The 16,896-nt window shown below is 42.5% G+C and carries 19 protein-coding genes and 1 tRNA gene; 9 read left to right on the top strand and 11 right to left on the bottom strand.

Annotated elements, in window-relative coordinates; translation table 11 throughout:
- Positions 1-197 precede the first annotated feature (197 nt).
- Together ACOIT5_RS11020 and ACOIT5_RS11015 are read left to right on the top strand one after the other, a co-directional pair.
- A complete protein-coding gene (locus ACOIT5_RS11020; RefSeq protein WP_423130527.1) occupies positions 198-413 on the top strand; it encodes a hypothetical protein in 216 nt (71 codons plus the stop codon).
- Positions 414-454: 41 nt separating this feature from the next.
- A complete protein-coding gene (locus ACOIT5_RS11015) occupies positions 455-1,054 on the top strand; it encodes a hypothetical protein (protein WP_423130526.1) in 600 nt (199 codons plus the stop codon).
- 18 nt (positions 1,055-1,072) lie between these two features.
- Here the strand turns inward: ACOIT5_RS11015 and ACOIT5_RS11010 are convergent, their stop codons facing one another.
- The gene (locus ACOIT5_RS11010) at positions 1,073-1,411 is read right to left on the bottom strand and encodes a hypothetical protein (protein WP_423130525.1); all 339 of its coding nucleotides are present in this window, start codon (positions 1,409-1,411) and stop codon (positions 1,073-1,075) included.
- A 25-nt stretch (positions 1,412-1,436) separates the two neighbouring features.
- Here ACOIT5_RS11010 and ACOIT5_RS11005 point away from each other — a divergent pair, with 25 nt between their 5' ends.
- Together ACOIT5_RS11005 and ACOIT5_RS11000 are read left to right on the top strand one after the other, a co-directional pair.
- Positions 1,437-1,721 carry a hypothetical protein gene (locus ACOIT5_RS11005; RefSeq protein WP_423130523.1) on the top strand — a complete coding sequence of 95 codons (285 nt, stop codon included), beginning with the start codon at positions 1,437-1,439 and terminating at the stop codon, positions 1,719-1,721.
- A gap of 349 nt (positions 1,722-2,070) precedes the next feature.
- The gene (locus ACOIT5_RS11000) at positions 2,071-2,769 is read left to right on the top strand and encodes a hypothetical protein (protein ID WP_423130522.1); all 699 of its coding nucleotides are present in this window, start codon (positions 2,071-2,073) and stop codon (positions 2,767-2,769) included.
- A 338-nt stretch (positions 2,770-3,107) separates the two neighbouring features.
- Here ACOIT5_RS11000 and ACOIT5_RS10995 read toward each other — a convergent pair whose 3' ends face one another.
- The gene (locus ACOIT5_RS10995) at positions 3,108-3,557 is read right to left on the bottom strand and encodes a phage integrase N-terminal SAM-like domain-containing protein (protein WP_423130521.1); all 450 of its coding nucleotides are present in this window, start codon (positions 3,555-3,557) and stop codon (positions 3,108-3,110) included.
- A 258-nt stretch (positions 3,558-3,815) separates the two neighbouring features.
- On the opposite strand from ACOIT5_RS10995, the gene ACOIT5_RS10990 reads away from it, so the two are divergent.
- Positions 3,816-5,573 carry an AIPR family protein gene (locus ACOIT5_RS10990; RefSeq protein ID WP_423130520.1) on the top strand — a complete coding sequence of 586 codons (1,758 nt, stop codon included), beginning with the start codon at positions 3,816-3,818 and terminating at the stop codon, positions 5,571-5,573.
- Positions 5,574-5,875: 302 nt separating this feature from the next.
- On the opposite strand, the gene ACOIT5_RS10985 is transcribed toward ACOIT5_RS10990, so the two are convergent.
- On the bottom strand, positions 5,876-7,048 hold the full coding sequence (locus ACOIT5_RS10985) for an IS91 family transposase (RefSeq protein WP_423126436.1): 1,173 nt from the start codon (positions 7,046-7,048) through the stop codon (positions 5,876-5,878).
- Positions 7,038-7,982 carry a tyrosine-type recombinase/integrase gene (locus tag ACOIT5_RS10980; protein ID WP_423130519.1) on the bottom strand — a complete coding sequence of 315 codons (945 nt, stop codon included), beginning with the start codon at positions 7,980-7,982 and terminating at the stop codon, positions 7,038-7,040. Before ACOIT5_RS10980 ends, ACOIT5_RS10985 begins: the two co-directional genes overlap by 11 nt.
- 116 nt (positions 7,983-8,098) lie before the next feature.
- On the opposite strand from ACOIT5_RS10980, the gene ACOIT5_RS10975 reads away from it, so the two are divergent.
- On the top strand, positions 8,099-8,632 hold the full coding sequence (locus ACOIT5_RS10975; protein WP_423130518.1) for a hypothetical protein: 534 nt from the start codon (positions 8,099-8,101) through the stop codon (positions 8,630-8,632).
- Here ACOIT5_RS10975 and tnpC read toward each other — a convergent pair.
- The 3 genes from tnpC to tnpA form a co-directional block, all read right to left on the bottom strand.
- Positions 8,619-10,277 (bottom strand): IS66 family transposase, encoded by a 1,659-nt coding sequence (gene tnpC / locus ACOIT5_RS10970; protein ID WP_423130517.1) that lies wholly within the window; start codon positions 10,275-10,277, stop codon positions 8,619-8,621. The genes ACOIT5_RS10975 and tnpC overlap by 14 nt on opposite strands.
- A gap of 74 nt (positions 10,278-10,351) precedes the next feature.
- Positions 10,352-10,708, bottom strand: coding sequence for an IS66 family insertion sequence element accessory protein TnpB (tnpB, locus tag ACOIT5_RS10965; protein WP_423130516.1), 357 nt, complete (start codon positions 10,706-10,708; stop codon positions 10,352-10,354).
- Positions 10,701-11,069: an IS66 family insertion sequence element accessory protein TnpA gene (gene tnpA / locus ACOIT5_RS10960; protein WP_423130515.1), complete on the bottom strand. Its 369-nt coding sequence runs from the start codon at positions 11,067-11,069 to the stop codon at positions 10,701-10,703. The genes tnpB and tnpA overlap by 8 nt, the downstream gene beginning before the upstream one ends.
- Positions 11,070-11,140: 71 nt before the next feature.
- Here tnpA and ACOIT5_RS10955 point away from each other — a divergent pair, with 71 nt between their 5' ends.
- Together ACOIT5_RS10955 and ACOIT5_RS10950 are read left to right on the top strand one after the other, a co-directional pair.
- Positions 11,141-11,533 (top strand): hypothetical protein, encoded by a 393-nt coding sequence (locus ACOIT5_RS10955; RefSeq protein WP_423130514.1) that lies wholly within the window; start codon positions 11,141-11,143, stop codon positions 11,531-11,533.
- A 237-nt stretch (positions 11,534-11,770) separates the two neighbouring features.
- On the top strand, positions 11,771-12,850 hold the full coding sequence (locus ACOIT5_RS10950) for a Fic family protein (RefSeq protein ID WP_423130513.1): 1,080 nt from the start codon (positions 11,771-11,773) through the stop codon (positions 12,848-12,850).
- Positions 12,851-12,910: 60 nt separating this feature from the next.
- On the opposite strand, the gene ACOIT5_RS10945 is transcribed toward ACOIT5_RS10950, so the two are convergent.
- Positions 12,911-13,123: a hypothetical protein gene (locus tag ACOIT5_RS10945; protein ID WP_423130512.1), complete on the bottom strand. Its 213-nt coding sequence runs from the start codon at positions 13,121-13,123 to the stop codon at positions 12,911-12,913.
- A gap of 5 nt (positions 13,124-13,128) precedes the next feature.
- Positions 13,129-14,289, bottom strand: a complete 1,161-nt coding sequence (gene ltrA, locus ACOIT5_RS10940; RefSeq protein ID WP_423130511.1) for a group II intron reverse transcriptase/maturase — start codon at positions 14,287-14,289, stop codon at positions 13,129-13,131.
- Between the two features lie 694 nt (positions 14,290-14,983).
- Between ltrA and ACOIT5_RS10935 the strand changes: the two genes are divergently transcribed.
- Positions 14,984-15,976 carry a virulence RhuM family protein gene (locus ACOIT5_RS10935; protein WP_423130510.1) on the top strand — a complete coding sequence of 331 codons (993 nt, stop codon included), beginning with the start codon at positions 14,984-14,986 and terminating at the stop codon, positions 15,974-15,976.
- A gap of 151 nt (positions 15,977-16,127) precedes the next feature.
- Here ACOIT5_RS10935 and ACOIT5_RS10930 read toward each other — a convergent pair whose 3' ends face one another.
- Both ACOIT5_RS10930 and ACOIT5_RS10925 read right to left on the bottom strand, forming a co-directional pair.
- Positions 16,128-16,499: a group II intron maturase-specific domain-containing protein gene (locus ACOIT5_RS10930; RefSeq protein ID WP_423130509.1), complete on the bottom strand. Its 372-nt coding sequence runs from the start codon at positions 16,497-16,499 to the stop codon at positions 16,128-16,130.
- A gap of 317 nt (positions 16,500-16,816) precedes the next feature.
- A tRNA-His gene (locus tag ACOIT5_RS10925) sits at positions 16,817-16,892 on the bottom strand.
- Positions 16,893-16,896 lie beyond the last annotated feature (4 nt).

Genomic DNA, 16,896 nt, shown 5'->3' with positions numbered 1-16,896 from the left:
TTATGAATAATGACTGGCCGAAATTAAGGGCCGGAAGGATGATAAGGGTGTATAGGTCGTTTCTTTGAAATTTATGTAGGTAATGGGTGCATTGACCTGTATACATCGTAACTAAAGAACATTCTTGCTTAGCTAACTTTCCGGGGTATTGAAAAAATTGATTTATCGCACTAATTGTCAATTTAAAATTAAGGTTTATGAAAAAGAGAATTTATTTCCTTGTTGTTTTTGCTGCTGTACTGATGAGTTGCGGCGGCAATAAATCAAAATCGCCGGATGAAAATCAAAACAGCGTGGTAACGCTGGAAGAAGAAAAAACGGTGTTAGACTCGATGAATGCCGTAATTGAAACGGCCAGGCAGGATATTGAACAAACCGTAAGCGAACTGGATAATCTGCTGGAAGGTTTGTAAAAAATGTGACCTATTTAATTCGTTCATTTAAAAATTTAGTTATGAAACATATAATACGCATTTCGTTTATACTTCTTGCCGTACTTGGAAGCTCGGTGGTTTTTGCACAAAGCCAACAAACAGGCAAGAAAGAAGAAAAAGTGGTTGAAGCAAAAGAAAAGCAACAGGCAGCCAAAGAGAAGAAACTGAATGAAGCCGAAGTTGCCCTTGATGAAGCGGCAGAACAAGCCGAACAACAAAAAGAAAAAGCAAAAAAGAAAGGCGACGAAATGAAACCGGAAGCCGAAGACCTGCAAAAAGACGCCGAAGATAAATCGGGAAAAGCCCATGCCTATGGAAAAGAAAAGGGCGATCTGAGCGGAAAAGAGTTTGGAAAACTCCGGTCGGAAGAAGCAAAAAAACAATACGGAGAGAAGAAGAGCGAGCTGAATGAATCGGTCTCTTCGGGAGAAGAAAAAGTAAAAGCTGCAAAAGAAAAAATTGAATCAGCCGAAAAAGAATTGGAGAAAGCAAAAAAAGAGAAAACCATCACCGAAGAAATGCAGAAAGAAAAGGCTGAAAAAATAGCAAAGGCAAAAGAAAAAGTAAAGGAACTGGAAGAACAACTGGAGGAATCCAAACAATTGCCTGAATTGGAATAGAACTTTTCTTGTTTAATTTTAAGCAAATACCGTGGGGCCCGGGTCATCTTTGATCCGGGCTCCTTTTTTTATAAGACTGAAAAAGTAAAAAACCGGCTGGTCGGAGGATAAAAAATATAAGAAGATAAACAGGCAGATGAACCTGCAAAAACAATAGACAGCCCGGAGCCGGCTGTGCCGGTTTTTAACCGGCGATTGTTGAATGCGCGGTTTGTAACCGCGCCACCCGTTCATGCCGCTTGGTAACCAATCCCGGCCCGGGTTCCCTTCCTTGTTTCCAGTTTCAAAATCGCCGTAGGCCATAGCCAGGCGACAGGTCATCAATGAAGCGCCGTCATGCTGAACTTGTTTCAGCATCTGTTGACAGGTGCACCCCCGTTAGATGAAGCGTGATACCGGATTAATTATCCGGGAAATCCGTTTCAATTATGCGGAAAACTCACCTGAATTGTGCGGAAAACTCATTGGTATTATGCGGAAAATGCGTTTCGATTATCCGCAAAACGCATTGGTGTTTTCCGCGAAACAGAATTGGATCATCAGGATATTCCGGAGATCCGGCCGCTGGTTGGGTTCTTCGACAGGCAGGCATTTATTAACCGGCGGTTCGGAAACCGCTGCGCCCGACAGCGGGATGACACCCGTTTACCAACTGTTTTTAAATTGATTCCAAATTAGCCAATAAGTAAAATTTATTACGTCAAGTTTTGTAATTTGGGGAGCGAAACCGGAAAATTCCGGTCAGGGCGTTGATTTGAAGCGTAAGGAAAAAACGATGTAAACCCTTACCGGCGATGTTGGAGAGGAAAAACAGGGGCAAGGACGTTTTATGTTCCAAATTTTTCATTGCCGGATGGAAAAAACCCGATTGATGGTTTGATGTGAGTGAGGGACGTATAACGATACTTTCCGGATTTGGAAGAATATCTTTCACTTTCCATCCGACAAAACGGAAATATATGTACCTGGTAAATATAGACAAACGTTGTGTGCCAGTTTAAAGAACGAAACTACAAATGAATAGATTGATTTTAATAACAATATTTATTCCGATTCTTTTAGGTTGTAAGTCTACAGGCGAATTCTCATATAGTAAATTGTCTGATTCATGGGCTGATTATAGAACCACAAAATTGATAAGACTAGACACAATACATGAGATTCACCATGATTACATTGAATTTGAAAATGGAGTTAGTTTAATTTCCATATCCGTAGACGAATTCATTAACTATGCTCAGAAGAGAATTAATGATTCAATATGCAATGCGAAAAAAATAGCATTAAATGGGATTCTTGAAATGCTAAATCAATCAAAAGGGAACCACTATTTGATTGAAAAAAATTTCACACCAGAAGAGTACAAAAGATATCTCTACCCTAAACCCAAAACATATAAAAAGAATTTCATTGAACCATATGGGTATTCACTTATAATTGATACAGTTGGTAAATCAGAAATGAAAGAATTAAAATATTGGATGATCAGTGAATTGTGTTTAAATGGAAAATGTTTAGTGCTTGACAAGCGGAATACAAAATATACGGATTCTATTTATTATGAAATCATTGATTTCAAAGATGGTCACGGAGGAGAATCTCTTAAATTCGTTGATAAAAAACCCTTTTTCAACGTTAAAGTCTATTCTGATATAATTTGGCCAGACGTTGATTGTATGACAAAAGAAGAAATTGAAGAATGGAACAAAAAATAAAAACCGGCACACAATAAATAGGAACATGAGCGGCGTGCAGCGCCCAGCGATTGTTCAATAAATAGGAACATGAGCGGCGTGCAGCGCCCAGCGATTGTTCCCGGTTGAACTACACCCGCCGGGCTGAGGGCTATGCACTTATTGAAGGTTTTTAGTGGATTTAACAGATAGAATGGGCAGGAAACAGCCCGCCGTTCATTGACATGTTGCAGGTTTTTGTGCTTTTCAGTTCAGTTTGCATCAGCGACTTGATGTTTAAGCCCTGCTTTTTTTGCGTTTTTGCCGGTATGGGGGCATACCTCTCCCGGATATGCGGGGAGAGTAGCGTGATTTAGTGATTATGACGAATAGATCAGCGTGAGTACCACCCGTTGTTTCAAAAGGCTTGGTGCGGTAAAAAGCTCTTTAAGCTCCTGTTGGTTCAGGATGACCGGCAGTTTGGTATTTCCTTTCAGCGAAGGCAGGGCGATGGCATTTTTGTTCATCCCCGGCAAGCGGTAATAGTAGCGCAGCCCGTACACCATGTGTTTAAAACTGCTGCGCGAAGGCGACCGGGGATCGCGGGCCAAAGCGGCCAGGTACTCGTTGATCTCTTCGGGATCGATCTGCTCGGGAAGCTTCCCGAAACGGACCACAAACAGGGCGATGCGGCGGATGTAATTATTTAACGTACTTTTGCTTTGTCCGCGCAAGGTAACCTGTTGCTCCAGCTTGCGGACCACTTTTTCAAACTCAGGAACAAGCACAACAGCCTGCTCAACAATAGTTAAACCCGATTTCTTTCTCATATTCAGAAATTTTAATGGTTAAAAATCTCGAAGTTCTGAAAGAATCGGGTACTTTTAAAACACTATCCGCGCAGGCGGGTTTAGTTCAACATCATGTATAAAACATTGGGGTTTAAGTGGTTATTTGAAGTATTCTGCCCCGCATCGGCATTTGCAACGGCAGACAGGGACGAAGCCCGCAATCCCCAACGTTTTATACATGTATCCGTTGGCGGTAATGTTAAAATGACACTCTACACATAAGGAAACAGTATGAATATGATTGAAAAAATAAAAGAAGAAATCAAACAAGATTTCTACATACAGAACTTCCCAAACGATGGACAAAGATTTGTTGCATGGTATTTAAGAAACGTTCATCTTCGAGACAGAAACGAGACAAAAGATGACATTACAGACGGAGCGGATGACAAGCAGATTGATGCTATCGTTATTGATGATGATAAATCAACTGTCTTTATTTTGCAAGGCAAGTTTATTGGCAACGGTAGCATTGATGCTGAACCATTAAGAGAAGTATTATCTTCATGGATTCAGTTACGTGATTTAGTTCGCTTACAAGAAGTTGCCAATAGCAAACTAAAGAGAAAGTTATCTGAAGTAGCAAGAGCACTCGAAGATGATTATGAAATTGCTTTTGAATTAATTACAACGTCGGACTTGACAAATTCAGCTAAACTTGATTTAGCAACTTTTCAAAAAGAATTAGCAGAAATTTCGGAAAAGGATGATATTATATGCTCTATTAGTGTTATTGACCAAGACGAAATTAGAAGGAGATACGATATAGCATTAGAAAGAGAAAATCCATCCATCAATCATACTATAGATATGGCTACAAGCCATATAATGCCAGTAACAATGGCTGGTACACAAGTTTTGTTAGCTGCAATTCCATTAAAAGAATGTATTAAAATTCCAGGAATCAAAGACGGAACACTTTTCCAAAAAAATGTAAGACAAAGTTTGGGATTGAATAATACAGTAAACAAAGGTATTAGGCAAACAATTTATAGCGATAAACATCGTGACTTTTTCTTTTTTCATAATGGAATAACAGCAATTTGTAACAGACTTGAATTAAAGGAGAACCAACTAAAACTAAATGGATTAAGCGTTGTAAATGGTTGTCAGTCTTTAAATACGATTTTAAGTTGTAGCGAACGGGTAAAAGAGTTGGATGACACATTTGTGTTATTCAGATTCTATGAAATACCACAAAGAGAACGTGCCGATAGAATTAGCATAAGCACAAATTCTCAAAGTGCGGTTAAACCGAGAGATTTAAGAAGTAATGATAAAAGAGTTCTAAATTTAAAAAAGTCATTTGAACAGAAATATCCAACAGGTTATTTTATTACAAAACGTGGCGAACCTGCACCAGCCGATAAAGACAAAAAATTTGTTTTAGATTTATCTGATTTAGGAAAATATCTGATTGCTTGGCATTCACAACGTCCAAACATTTCATACAGCGAAACAAAGATATTTGACAAGTATTTTGAACAGCTTTTTAAGCGTGAATATAAATCGGAAAATGCACAAGCATTAAATTTGTGGATGCAAGAGATAAACAAGTCATGGGCTAAGGAAAATCCTCTCGGTTTAAATGAAACATTGCTTGCGATGAAAGCTTATGCTCCATATCATCATCTTTATGCCGTTTCTATGTGTTTTGCGATTGCAAATAATCAATCTGATAGGGTTCCTAATCCTTTTAGATGTTGGGAAAAAGCATCACAAACTAACATGATAAACGAAATTGTTAAAATAAGTGGAATTAGCTTAAATATGGCACTTGAAGCTGCTGCAAATGAACCACAACCTCAAAATCGTGTTTTTTCACCGCAAAACTGGATTAAAGCAAAAACTTGTTTAGCAGGAATTAATTTTGCAATCAGGAACTATTTTAATATGTTACCTATGATTCCTGGCGGTCAGGAAATAAAAACAAAGCTTAATGATTCATTAATAATTGGGATAGAAGATTTTGAATACAGATGGGCTGCGGATTAAAAACAAAAAACACTACCGCCAATAAATAGGAACATGAGCGGTGTGCAGCGCCCAGCGATTGTTCCCGGTTGAACTACACCCGCCGGGTTCAGGGCTATGCACTTATTGAAGGTTTTTATTGGATTTCACAGATAGAATGGGCAGGAAACAGCCCGACGTTCATTGACATGTTGCAGGTTTTTGTGCTTTTCGGTTCAGTTTGCATCAGCGACTTGATGTTTAAGCCCTGCTTTTTTTGCGTTTTTGCCGGTATGGGGGCATACCTCTCCCGGATACGCCGGGAGCGTAACGTGATTTAATGATTATGACCGCGTTAATGATTGCTCCAGCTGTCCCCAAGCCGGTGAACGTATCCGTGGCAGTTCCCGGATGGTTACCATCCTTCCGGTTTTGCATACCGGGCAAAGACAGGGATTTACGCCTGTCAGCCTGGCAAAACGTTCCACGTTGGTTTCCGGCGGTTGTTGCCGTTCGATTACCGAGTCAATATCCGGCTTCTGTTGGGGAACAAATTGCAGTTTGAGATTGCGCTTTACGGTGTGGTTGTAAATACCGAAGCGCCGGATCCTGACAAACCTTCGGGGCAGGATGTGTTGTGTGAAGCGCCGCAGGAACTCAACCCCATCCAGGGTAACAGGCTTTTTAATGGCCCTGTCACGATAATCCTTTGCCAGGAAGGTCACTTTGCCACCGGCAATGTTCACAATGCGCTGGTTGGTGATGGCTACCCGGTGCGTGTATTGGCCCAGGTACCTGACCACGTGCTCAGCGCTTGCCAGCGAAGGTTCGCAGTGAACCACCCATTTTGTTTGATAAGCCTGCTTTATCTGGCTGCTAAAGAGGGAAAGCTCGTCTTGTTTTTGTAAAGCCCGTTTAAGGCTGTCGAGGAACCTGCCTTTAAAGGCACTGCTTAGTTGATGTACCGGGTAAAGGTAAGTTCCCGAATGCCCGATGTTCTTCCACCGGCCATCCAGGGTATACCCGGCAGCGGGAACCAGGCAATGGATATGCGGATGCAGCGAAAGGTTTTGTCCCCAGCTGTGCAGCACGGCCACAGCCCCGGTTTCAGTACCAAAATGCGAGTAGCCAAACGAGCGGAGGGTTTGCCAAACGGCCGAAAAAAGCAGGTCGTAATACATCCTTTGGTTATGCAGGCAAACAGCATTCAGGTGGTGCGGCACGGTAAATACCAGGTGGTAATGTTTTACCGGCAAGGTATTTTGCACCAGATCATCAATCCAGAAGGCCTGTTTGGCAGCCTGGCATTTGGGACAATGACGGTTACCGCAACTGTTGTAACTGTAGCGAACGGTTCCGCAGTTTTCACAGGCTTCTTCATGGCCGCCCAGGGCAGCAGTACGGCAAACAGCTATCTTATCCAGCACTTTCAGTTGCAGTGGAGTAAGCTTTGTTTTGGCAGCCAGTTCAGGGGCGAACAAACGGACCACATCGGCCAGTTCAAACTTAGCCCTCATTTTTCGGTGAACCGGTGTTTTTCTTCTTCTTTTTCCTGGAAAAGTCATAAAGCGTATCGAGCGGGCTGTGAGGTTTGATCAGCGTGCATTGGGCCACGTGCAGGTAAATCATGGTGGTGGTAATGTCGGCATGGCCCAGCAGTTCTTTCAGGGTGACAATGTTCAGTCCCTGTTCCAGCAGATGGGTCGCATACGAGTGGCGCAGCGAATGCAGATTTACATCCTTTGTAATAGACGTCTTTTTCAGGTTTTCGCGCATCACCCAGGATAAACCCCGGACACTGTAACGGCCATCAGGTTCTTTGCCGTTAAACAGCCAGATGTGCGGGTTTTCGGCTTTCAGGTACTTTTTCAGGCCAACGGCCATGCTGTCGGCCAATGGCACGATGCGGTCTTTTTTATACTTACTCTGGCGGATGTGGATGGTACGGCGCTCAAAGTCGATATCCGATATCTTCAGGTTGATTACTTCCTGACCGCGCAGTCCGGCCGAATAAATCAGCGTGAGCACCACCCGTTGTTTCAAAAGTGTTGGTGGGGTAAAAAGCTCTTTAAGCTCCTGCTGGTTCAGGATAACCGGCAGTTTGGTATTTCCTTTCAGCGAAGGCAGGGCAATGGCATTTTTGTTCATCCCCGGCAGGCGGTAATAGTAGCGCAGCCCGTACACCATGTGTTTAAAACTGCTGCGCGAAGGCGACCGGGGATCGCGGGCCAAAGCTGCCAGGTACTCGTTGATCTCTTCGGGATCGATCTGTTCGGGAAGCTTCCCGAAATGGACCACAAACAGGGCGATGCGGCGGATGTAATTATTTAATGTACTTTTGCTTTGTCCGCGTAAAGTAACCTGTTGCTCCAGCTTGCGAACAACTTTTTCAAAATCAGGAACAAGCACGATAGCCTGCTCAACAATAGTTAAACCCGATTTCTTTCTCATATTCAGAAATTTTAATGGTTAAAAATCTCGAAGTTCTGAAAGAATCGGGTACTTTTAAAACACTATCCGCGCAGGCGGATTTAGTTCAACATCGTTAGCCATAATTTTGAAAGAGCATGAAAAGACGCATTTTTATATTAATTGGATTAATTACTCTTTACTCGTGTGATGGAGAAAAGACTAATTATTTCCAAAACGAAACTAAAGTTGTAAATGAAAAAATCGTTTATAATCTTCAGGGAATTGAGGAAAAGTATGCGCTAAATCCTGTAATGGCAACACCCTATTTTATAATTGCCGATTATCTAAAATCCAGCTTTGATTCAATACTAACCTTCGTTGACCAAGGAAATAAAGCTAAATTTCAAAGTGGAATGGAAAATCTCCATAACACTATAAAATTCGACTCATACTTTGACACGGAATACATTAAAAAAATAATTATTCCAAATCGTTTCAAAAAATGGGTTGACAATGTAGACAATTCAAGCTATTGGGAAAACAAAGATATTTTAAAGTTGGATTTACTCAATTTGGAAAATGAACGTAAGCATTCGGTAAACTCCGTCAAGTTTCTTATAAAACAGCATGCTTCTATCAGAGTTTCTCCAAAACATTCGGAGAACTTTGATAGGCTTAGGAGACGATAATGTTACTGTTTTGGTTTTGTGGTTTAAAATTGTGGGGTAGCAATTCAGCCAGGTCCCTGGTGTAATCGTCGTCGTAGTTATGGATATTATCCAGAAAGAATACCAACCAGTCGCGGAAGTTCACGTTGTGGGCTTTGCAACAGCCCAGCATGGAATACATGATTGCGGCATTTTCGGCTGCATCGTGGTTGCCGCAGAATAACCAGTTCTTCCGTCCCAGTGCGATGGGCCTTATGGCATTCTCGCCAAGGTTGTTGTCTATCTTCAGTTTGCCGTCCAGGTGATAGCGTGTCAGTTTGTGGTAGATATTATAAGTGTACCGGAGGGCTTTTCCGATGCGCCCTTTGGGCAGTACCCTGGGATATTCAGCCAGTATCCATTTTTCGAAAGCTACCATGATAGGGTAAGACAACCGGGAACGCAGTTCTGCCCGCTGCTCATCGGTCAGGTTTTCTGCATCGGCACGCCTTTCCACATCGTAAAGCAGGCCGATTTGTTCCAGTGCATACGATGCCCGGGCTTTATCTTCTTTTAAAGCTTCTTCAAATTTACGGCGTGCATGCGCCCAGCACCCAATGGGCAGGACACCCTTCTTGTTTTCGTAAATGTCGTAAACGGCATAGCCATCGGTTTGGATCACCCCCTGGTAATCTTTAAATAATTGCAGGGCCACTTTTTGCGCCCGCGACCCATAATCGTAATGAAAGAAGACCAGGCCTTCGGTTACCGCCCGGATCATCCAGATGTAGCCGTTTATTGCTTTGTGCTTCTCATTGTTAATGATCGGGATGGTGGTTTCATCGCTCTGGATATAACCCGATGCCAAAACCAGTTCCTTCAACCGGTAATAAGCAGGCCTGAGCAGGTCGGCCACACCACCAAACCAGCCATTGATGGTTGCAGGAGCAATGGAGATGCCTTGTTGCTTGAACATCTGTATCTGGCGGTAAAAGGGAAGATGGTTCACGTATTTGTCAATGACAATATCGGCCAGCACACTTGCCCCGGCATAGCTTTTGGCTATTGGAAGCGCAGGCATGGGGGCTGTAACGATTTGCTTTTCCACATCCTGGCTTTTGTCCTTCAGGGCGTATTTGTGGCGGATAATCCGGCGCACGTACCAACGGGCAGGGTCGCGTTCCAGCACTTCGGTAATTTCCGGTTCCAGCTCGGTCCAGTTTTCGGGTTTGATATTTTCAGGATAAAGATGGGTTTCTTCCCTCGGAAGGCTTTCCGGCAGCGGCTTGCGTACCGGGTGGCTTTTGTCCTGTACTTTGACGCGGATGGTTTTGTACTTTTCGATTTCCTCTTTGGCGCCGGCGGCCAGTTCTTTTTCTTCCGGGAGCAGGTCAAGCCCGTCAAAATCGAGCTTGCGTTGCTGCGGGTCTTGTGGGATGTACTTCTCACTGGATTTGCCCCATATCTTTCGCTGGAGCATCTCTATCTGTTGTTTGAGCTTGGTAATTGTCTGGTCCAGTTGGCCAATGGCCTGGTTTTTTTCGCTGAGCTGCTTTTGGTAAGAGGTTCTTTCTGATTCGAAGTTTTGATAACCGGAGAGCTGGCTTTTCAGCCTGGAAGTTTCCCGGTAAAGTTCGTCCCGGTGCTCCAGTATCTGTTGTAAAAAAAGCTCTTCTTCAACGGTCATCCTGTCTTGTTTTTGATGGCCCGAAGATACTAAATATCACCCGCATAGCCAAACAAAAACCCAGATATTACGCGCTATCCGGAGGTTTTTTCCCATCTTTTTTTGTCCGCCTTTTTATCGCTGGAAGCACCGCGAACCATCATCACCAAATCGTGCCAACCGGCTTGAAACGTGTTGGTGTTTTCATCAAAAACAGGCAGTTTGAATGTGCCCGATTCCAGTTTCATATGGTAGATCACAAGGCCCCCGCATTCCATGTGAAGGATTTTCATGCTGGTGCAAAGCCGGTTGATAAAGATGTACACGTCCCCGTCCTGTACGTTGCGCCCCATCAGGTTGGTCACCATTCCGCTGAGGGTGTAAAAGCTCCGGCGCATATCTGTGGGGTACGAGTACAGGTAATACCGCATGGACGGTGTGAGGCTAAACATCCTGCCGCCACATTGAAAGTAACAGGGACTGCAGCATCTGCGGGTCCGACAAGCCGCTCAGGTTTATCCGCACCCCGTTGGGGTAGCTGATCTCGCAGGAAATTGATTTGTCACCCATGACCGGATCCGCTAATATTTCTTTCCGGCCCTGCACCGGGGCGGGAAGCCGGGATTCCTGATGCACGTCCCCAAAAACCACCGGCACAAACCCTCTTTTAGGAGGAAGTTGTCCTTTAAGCTTGTTCTGCCAGTAATAAAACTTGGCTTCGTTCATTTGCTGGTTGGCGCAATAATCACGGGTGGTCAAACCCGAGGTCAGGAAATCTTCGTAGATCGCCCGGAATTTTTTCTCATTTAGCATGTCGTTTGTCTTTAAAATCAAACAACAAATCTAGAGACCGGCAAAAAGGTTTAAAACACGGGGTTCAGCGAATGCTTACAAATGAACTTACAAGTTATTTGTACAATAGCATTGAGGCGGACTATTACAAATTTAACAAATTACAGGCAATGGTTGTGGATTCTTCTGAAAATGTAAAGGTTGGAGAAACTTACCATGCAAATATATTCCTTGCTGCATTTGACACTACCAGATATCCAGCAATAATGGTTACAGATTACTCTCAACCAGACAGCATTTTGCTGTTGGACAGACCAGATAATAAAAGGATTTTTTACATCGACGCAATTGATGGAAAAGGTGATTATAAAATGAAAGTTCATAAACTGGGGAAACATGGATTTAAAGGAGTAATACAATTCCCTAATTCAAAAGGAGAAATAGAAAAGTTCATGTTCTATAAAGAATTTACTGTGAGAAAATAAAAAACTATGGCTAATAAATTAGGAACATGAGCGGCGTGCAGCGCCCAGCGATTGTACATTTATGTGCAAAATGAGAATGGACTGTCAGGCTCTACTCTACCCGCAGATGGTTGAAAAAATGATGACATGTATAGAAAATTGAAAATTATTATCAATGAAATCAACTTTGTAAAGAAAATTGAATTCTCTTTACAGAATGTTGTATATTTGTAAAGAAAACATTGAAATCTTTACACAATGAGTCAAAATGAAAATTGGAAATTAAAAGAACTGCCACTGACTGTTGACGTTGAGACGAAAGCAGTTCTTAAAAGTTTGCCGTCTGCTCATGCAGCATTAGCTGAATTAAAAGGGATTGCATCGACAATTCCAAACCAAATCATTTTGATAAACACTTTGGGATTGCAGGAAGCAATAGACAGTTCTGCAATTGAAAATATAATTACAACTCATGATGAATTGTACAAATCGGCATTAAACCTCGAATCTTTTAAATCGCTTGAGGCAAAAGAAGTTCAAAATTATATTTCTGCATTAAAAAAAGGTTTTGAATTAATAAAAACCAAAGGGATAATTACCAATAACATAATAATTGAAATTCAAAAAGAATTAGAAGGAAACAATGCCGGTTTTCGAAAGTTACCCGGAACTACTTTGAAAAATTCATCAACAGGAGAAACCATTTATACTCCACCACAAGACATTAATGAAATAAACAAATTGATGACAAACCTCGAAAAATTCATTAATGACCCTTCAATGTGCGATTGTGACCCAATTATTAAAATGGCAATTATCCATTATCAGTTTGAAAGTATCCACCCTTTTTACGATGGAAATGGACGTACAGGAAGAATTATAAACATACTTTATCTGATTATTGAAAAATTACAAAATCTCCCAATTTTATACCTAAGCAATTATATCATTCAAAATAAATCAGATTATTACAGATTGTTACAACAACTCAAAGACAATGAAAATTGGGAGGAATGGCTTTTGTTTATGATTCATGGAATTGAAAAAACTTCGAGGGAAACAATTGATTTAATTATCCAGATTCGGGAGTTAATGTTGGAATACAAACATAAACTTCGGGACAACTACAAATTTTACAGCCAGGATTTATTAAATAATCTGTTTAAACACCCTTACACAAAAATTGAATTCATTGTAAATGACTTGAATGTTTCAAGGATTACAGCGGCTAATTATTTAAATAAACTTGCGGAGGATGGAATATTAAAAAAAGAAAGAATTGGAACCGGAAACTATTATATAAATGAAAAATTATTTAATCTATTGGCAAAAAGATAAAACCACATTGCGGTAATCGAGTAGACTGCCCCGCCAGTGAATACTGACGGGGAGAGCCTCTCACACCACTGTACGTACGGGTCTCGTATACAGCGGCTTCCGGCAGCTGCCGGATGGGGCAATTTTCTCGTAATACGGGAGCAACGCCTGATAACCTCTCTTCCGCAATCGCTCCAGGGTAATGGTCGTACCCAAAATCGGGCTTTGGGCAATGCGCCAGCCGCCCATTCGGGAACGACTCCACTGGTAAGCTTGCTCCGGATTGACACCCAATTGAATCAGGTTTTTCCTTTTCCGTTCACTCCCCTGCAACCTGGCCCCTCCTTAAATTTGTCCACCGGACAAATTCTTAACAGTCGGTCCTTCCAATGATGCCAGATGCAATACCGCAGGCGATTCCTGAGCCACCCGTCCATTTCCTTTAGTTTGACCTGGATACTGGCCATCCGAAAGTAATTAAGCCAACCCTGGGAAACTTCTTTAAGCTTTTGGATGCGCTCATCGAAACTCATCGGGGTGGTCTTGCGGGTAGTTGTTTTCAGTTTTTCCTTGAGCGATTTCCAACTCTTTTCGCTGGCTACCAGCTGGTATTTCCCTCTCTCTCCTTTACGGTAAGTCGGTACGAAACCGTACCCCAAAACCTTAAAGTTGACTGGCCGGCGTATGCCGCTTTTTTCCCGGTTAATCGGTAATTTCAACTTGTTTCTCAAAAACAGAAACATGTTGTTGCCGATCTTGCGGGCTGCCGTTTTACTTTTGGTGTATACACTAAAATCATCAGCATAACGGACATACCGCAGTCCCTGCCTCTCCATTTCTTTATCAAGCTCATTGAGCATGATATTCGATAATAACGGACTGAGTGGAGACCCTTGCGGAACCCCTTTCCGCCGCTTGACCAGTTTGCCCTTGATTTGGATCGGCGCTCTTAGCCATTTGCGGATCAGGCGCAGGGTGAGCGGGCATTTGACCTTGCGGTACAGCAACTGCAGCAGGATACAGTGGTCAACTTCATCGAAGAAGCTTTTCAGATCGATATCAACGATGTGCTGGTATCCCGAATTGATGTATTCCTGTGCTTTGAGTACCGCTTGCTGTGCATTGCGATTGGGTCGGAAACCATAGCTGTAATCCTCAAATTCCATCTCGAATTTAGCGGACAGAACCTGACAAACGGCTTGTTGCACCATGCGATCGGTCGCAGTGGGCACGCCTAATAAACGGAATTTTCCGTTGCTTTTGGGTATTTCAACCCCCGGAATGGCTTGTGGCTGGTACTTTCCTTCCCGGATATCAGATTCCAGTTTCTCCCTGTTTTTAGTCAGATGAGCATACAAATCCGACACAGCCATACCATCGATGCCTGCCGAACCTTTATTCGACACCACCTGCCGGTAAGCCCGCATCATATTCCTCCGGTTGAGTACTTGTTCAATCATTCCCGTTTTCGTTTTCTTTGTTTTGCCCTGTTCCGCTTAGGACGGGGCTGGCATTACCTCCCTGCCGAATTTGGAACATCCTAATGTTCAGCCCTTCACTACCCTGTGAGTCCTCCATCTCTTCGATGGCTCGTTTCCAACAGCTACTATGGCCTCTGCTGACTCCTTGCCTTAACCACCCCGTGGTTGACAAGGTATCCCCTGGTAAGAGCTTTTTCCTTCCTCCAATCCCTGCAGCATCTACTACAAAACGATTTTGATATTCTTCGGACGTTACAATGATGTGCTTGCTTATCCTCGTTTTATAGCCTCATATCACACCGCTTCCGCTTTTCATTCCGTCAAATGTCCACCGGACACTTGGTTTTACTATCGTAAAACTGCACTCCATTCACTGTTCGTCAGTACAGACTTTTGCCGTGGTATTTGCTCTTTAATCAATCGCAAATAACCTTCACTGCTGCCGTCACCGGCAACCAGCTTGCCACTTGCTAATACTTCCGGGCGTTACCCCAGTGTATAAGGGACTTACACCCTCCGGGAAAATACACACTTGTTGTTTTGCCGCTATGTAAAGTTTATTTGTATTTTTAAACTTTTTCCAGAGCTTACAACAAGTTGGCATTCATGCAAATAAACCACAGTGCTACAATGTAATGAAGTGAAATTGTTTATTTTTGAGAGAAAAACTTAAATGACAAAAGAATCCGAAATAATATTTTATCAAGGCGATGATGGTAACATAAAAATTGAGGTTTTCTACCACGACGAGACTTTTTGGATGACGCAAAAGAAAATAGCTGATTTATTTGGAGTTCAGAGACCGGCCATCACAAAACATTTAAAAAACATCTTTGAAACGGGAGAATTAGAGGAAGATTCAGTTAGTTCCATTTTGGAACATACTGCCAAAGATGGGAAAAAATACAAGACAACTTTTTATAACCTTGATGTCATTATTGCTGTTGGGTACCGCGTCAATTCAAAAAAAGCAACAAAATTCAGGATTTGGTCAACAAAGGTTTTAAAAGAATTTATAACCAAAGGATTTGTGTTAGACGATGAACGTTTAAAACAAGGCAAGCACTTTGGGAAAGATTATTTTGATGAATTACTTGAGCGGATTCGGGAGATTCGAGCCAGTGAGAGGAGATTCTATCAAAAGATTACTGACATTTATGCTTTATCGATTGATTATAATAATACGGATAGCGTGACCAAAGATTTTTTTGCAACGGTTCAAAATAAACTGCATTGGGCTATAACAGGTAAAACTGCTGCTGAGATTATATATTCTTCAGCGGATGCAACAAAATTATACATGGGATTGACAAATTGGAAACATTCACCTGATGGAAAGATATTAAAGTCAGATGTTTCCGTTGCAAAAAACTTTTTAAACGAGCAGCATATAAAAGAGCTTAATCGGATTGTGTCAGCTTACCTTGATTTAGCTGAGAGTAGGGCAGAAAGACAGATACCAACAACTATGGAAGACTGGATTAGTTTTCTACATCAGTTTTTGGATTTATCAAGCTTTCCGATATTAAAAGACAAAGGAAAAGTAAGCGCTTTAGAGGCAAGGCTCAAAGCTGAACAAGAATTTGATAAGTATAGAAAGTTACAGGATAAAAATTATACATCCGATTTTGATAAAGAGGTTAAACGAATTAAAGGTGAGGAATAATGCACGGAATGCTAATCGAGTAGACTGCCCCGCCAGTGAATACTGACGGGGAGAGCCTCTCACACCACCGTACGTACGCGAGCTTCGCTCCTCCCTTTCGATTCAAATGTCCACCGGACATTCAAATCTCAGGCACGTATACGGCGGTTCGTTAAACAATGGGAAATAGTGGCGAACTTTGGTAATGTGGGCTTACTTTGCAATAATGGGCCAATAACGATTCGTAGCCCCGTTGGGTGAGCCGTGTTACCGTGATGGTGGTGTTCAGTATTGGGCTTTGGGCAATTGCCCAGCCGCCTTTTCTGCTCCGGCTCCATTGGTAGGCATGGTCCAAATCTACCCCAAGCCTTATCAGGTTTTTCCGCTTTCGCTCCGGCTTTTTCCAATCGGTCCAAATGCAATAGCGTATCCGGTTGCGTAACCATCCGTCCAGTTCGTTGAGCTTATTGTATATGCCCGCAAACCTGAAATAGTTGATCCAGCCCCGTTGTAATGAACTACTAAATATGACAAATAAAAACACCAGCCATTAATAAACAGGACTCTGAGCTGTTTGCAGGATCCGGCAAGGTGTCGGTGTTGAACGACAGCCGGCGGACGATGTACTTATCGAAGATTTTATTGCTTCTTACAAAATAGAACTGCTTGAAAACAGCTTGATGTTAGCGGTTTCATTTTCATCATTTGGCAGTGCAGCGGCTGAAGAGGGTGTCGCGGTTTCCAAACCGCGATGTTGCACTTCGGTTGACCACCAAAAAGTTTTTGTTCGCTGTAAGAAGCTCAGGTTGGCGCTGTTGGCGGGTACAAAAAAAGGATGTCGTTTCTGACATCCTTTTTTTCGGGTGGAAGACCGGGCTCGAACCGGCGACCTTCGGAACCACAATCCGACGCTCTAACCTACTGAGCTACATCCACCATGT

Source organism: Gaoshiqia hydrogeniformans, assembly GCF_049347105.1.
Taxonomy (GTDB): domain Bacteria; phylum Bacteroidota; class Bacteroidia; order Bacteroidales; family Prolixibacteraceae; genus Gaoshiqia; species Gaoshiqia hydrogeniformans.
This window is presented reverse-complemented; position numbering and strand designations above follow the sequence as displayed.

Coding starts and splice junctions, on each gene's coding strand:
- ACOIT5_RS11020 (WP_423130527.1), top strand. CDS start 198: ATGAAAAAGAGAATTTATTTCCTTGTTGTTTTTGCTGCTGTACTGATG.
- ACOIT5_RS11015 (WP_423130526.1), top strand. CDS start 455: ATGAAACATATAATACGCATTTCGTTTATACTTCTTGCCGTACTTGGA.
- ACOIT5_RS11010 (WP_423130525.1), bottom strand. CDS start 1,411: ATGCTGAAACAAGTTCAGCATGACGGCGCTTCATTGATGACCTGTCGC.
- ACOIT5_RS11005 (WP_423130523.1), top strand. CDS start 1,437: ATGAAGCGTGATACCGGATTAATTATCCGGGAAATCCGTTTCAATTAT.
- ACOIT5_RS11000 (WP_423130522.1), top strand. CDS start 2,071: ATGAATAGATTGATTTTAATAACAATATTTATTCCGATTCTTTTAGGT.
- ACOIT5_RS10995 (WP_423130521.1), bottom strand. CDS start 3,557: ATGAGAAAGAAATCGGGTTTAACTATTGTTGAGCAGGCTGTTGTGCTT.
- ACOIT5_RS10990 (WP_423130520.1), top strand. CDS start 3,816: ATGATTGAAAAAATAAAAGAAGAAATCAAACAAGATTTCTACATACAG.
- ACOIT5_RS10985 (WP_423126436.1), bottom strand. CDS start 7,048: ATGAGGGCTAAGTTTGAACTGGCCGATGTGGTCCGTTTGTTCGCCCCT.
- ACOIT5_RS10980 (WP_423130519.1), bottom strand. CDS start 7,982: ATGAGAAAGAAATCGGGTTTAACTATTGTTGAGCAGGCTATCGTGCTT.
- ACOIT5_RS10975 (WP_423130518.1), top strand. CDS start 8,099: ATGAAAAGACGCATTTTTATATTAATTGGATTAATTACTCTTTACTCG.
- tnpC (WP_423130517.1), bottom strand. CDS start 10,277: ATGACCGTTGAAGAAGAGCTTTTTTTACAACAGATACTGGAGCACCGG.
- tnpB (WP_423130516.1), bottom strand. CDS start 10,708: ATGTTTAGCCTCACACCGTCCATGCGGTATTACCTGTACTCGTACCCC.
- tnpA (WP_423130515.1), bottom strand. CDS start 11,069: ATGCTAAATGAGAAAAAATTCCGGGCGATCTACGAAGATTTCCTGACC.
- ACOIT5_RS10955 (WP_423130514.1), top strand. CDS start 11,141: ATGCTTACAAATGAACTTACAAGTTATTTGTACAATAGCATTGAGGCG.
- ACOIT5_RS10950 (WP_423130513.1), top strand. CDS start 11,771: ATGAGTCAAAATGAAAATTGGAAATTAAAAGAACTGCCACTGACTGTT.
- ltrA (WP_423130511.1), bottom strand. CDS start 14,289: ATGATTGAACAAGTACTCAACCGGAGGAATATGATGCGGGCTTACCGG.
- ACOIT5_RS10935 (WP_423130510.1), top strand. CDS start 14,984: ATGACAAAAGAATCCGAAATAATATTTTATCAAGGCGATGATGGTAAC.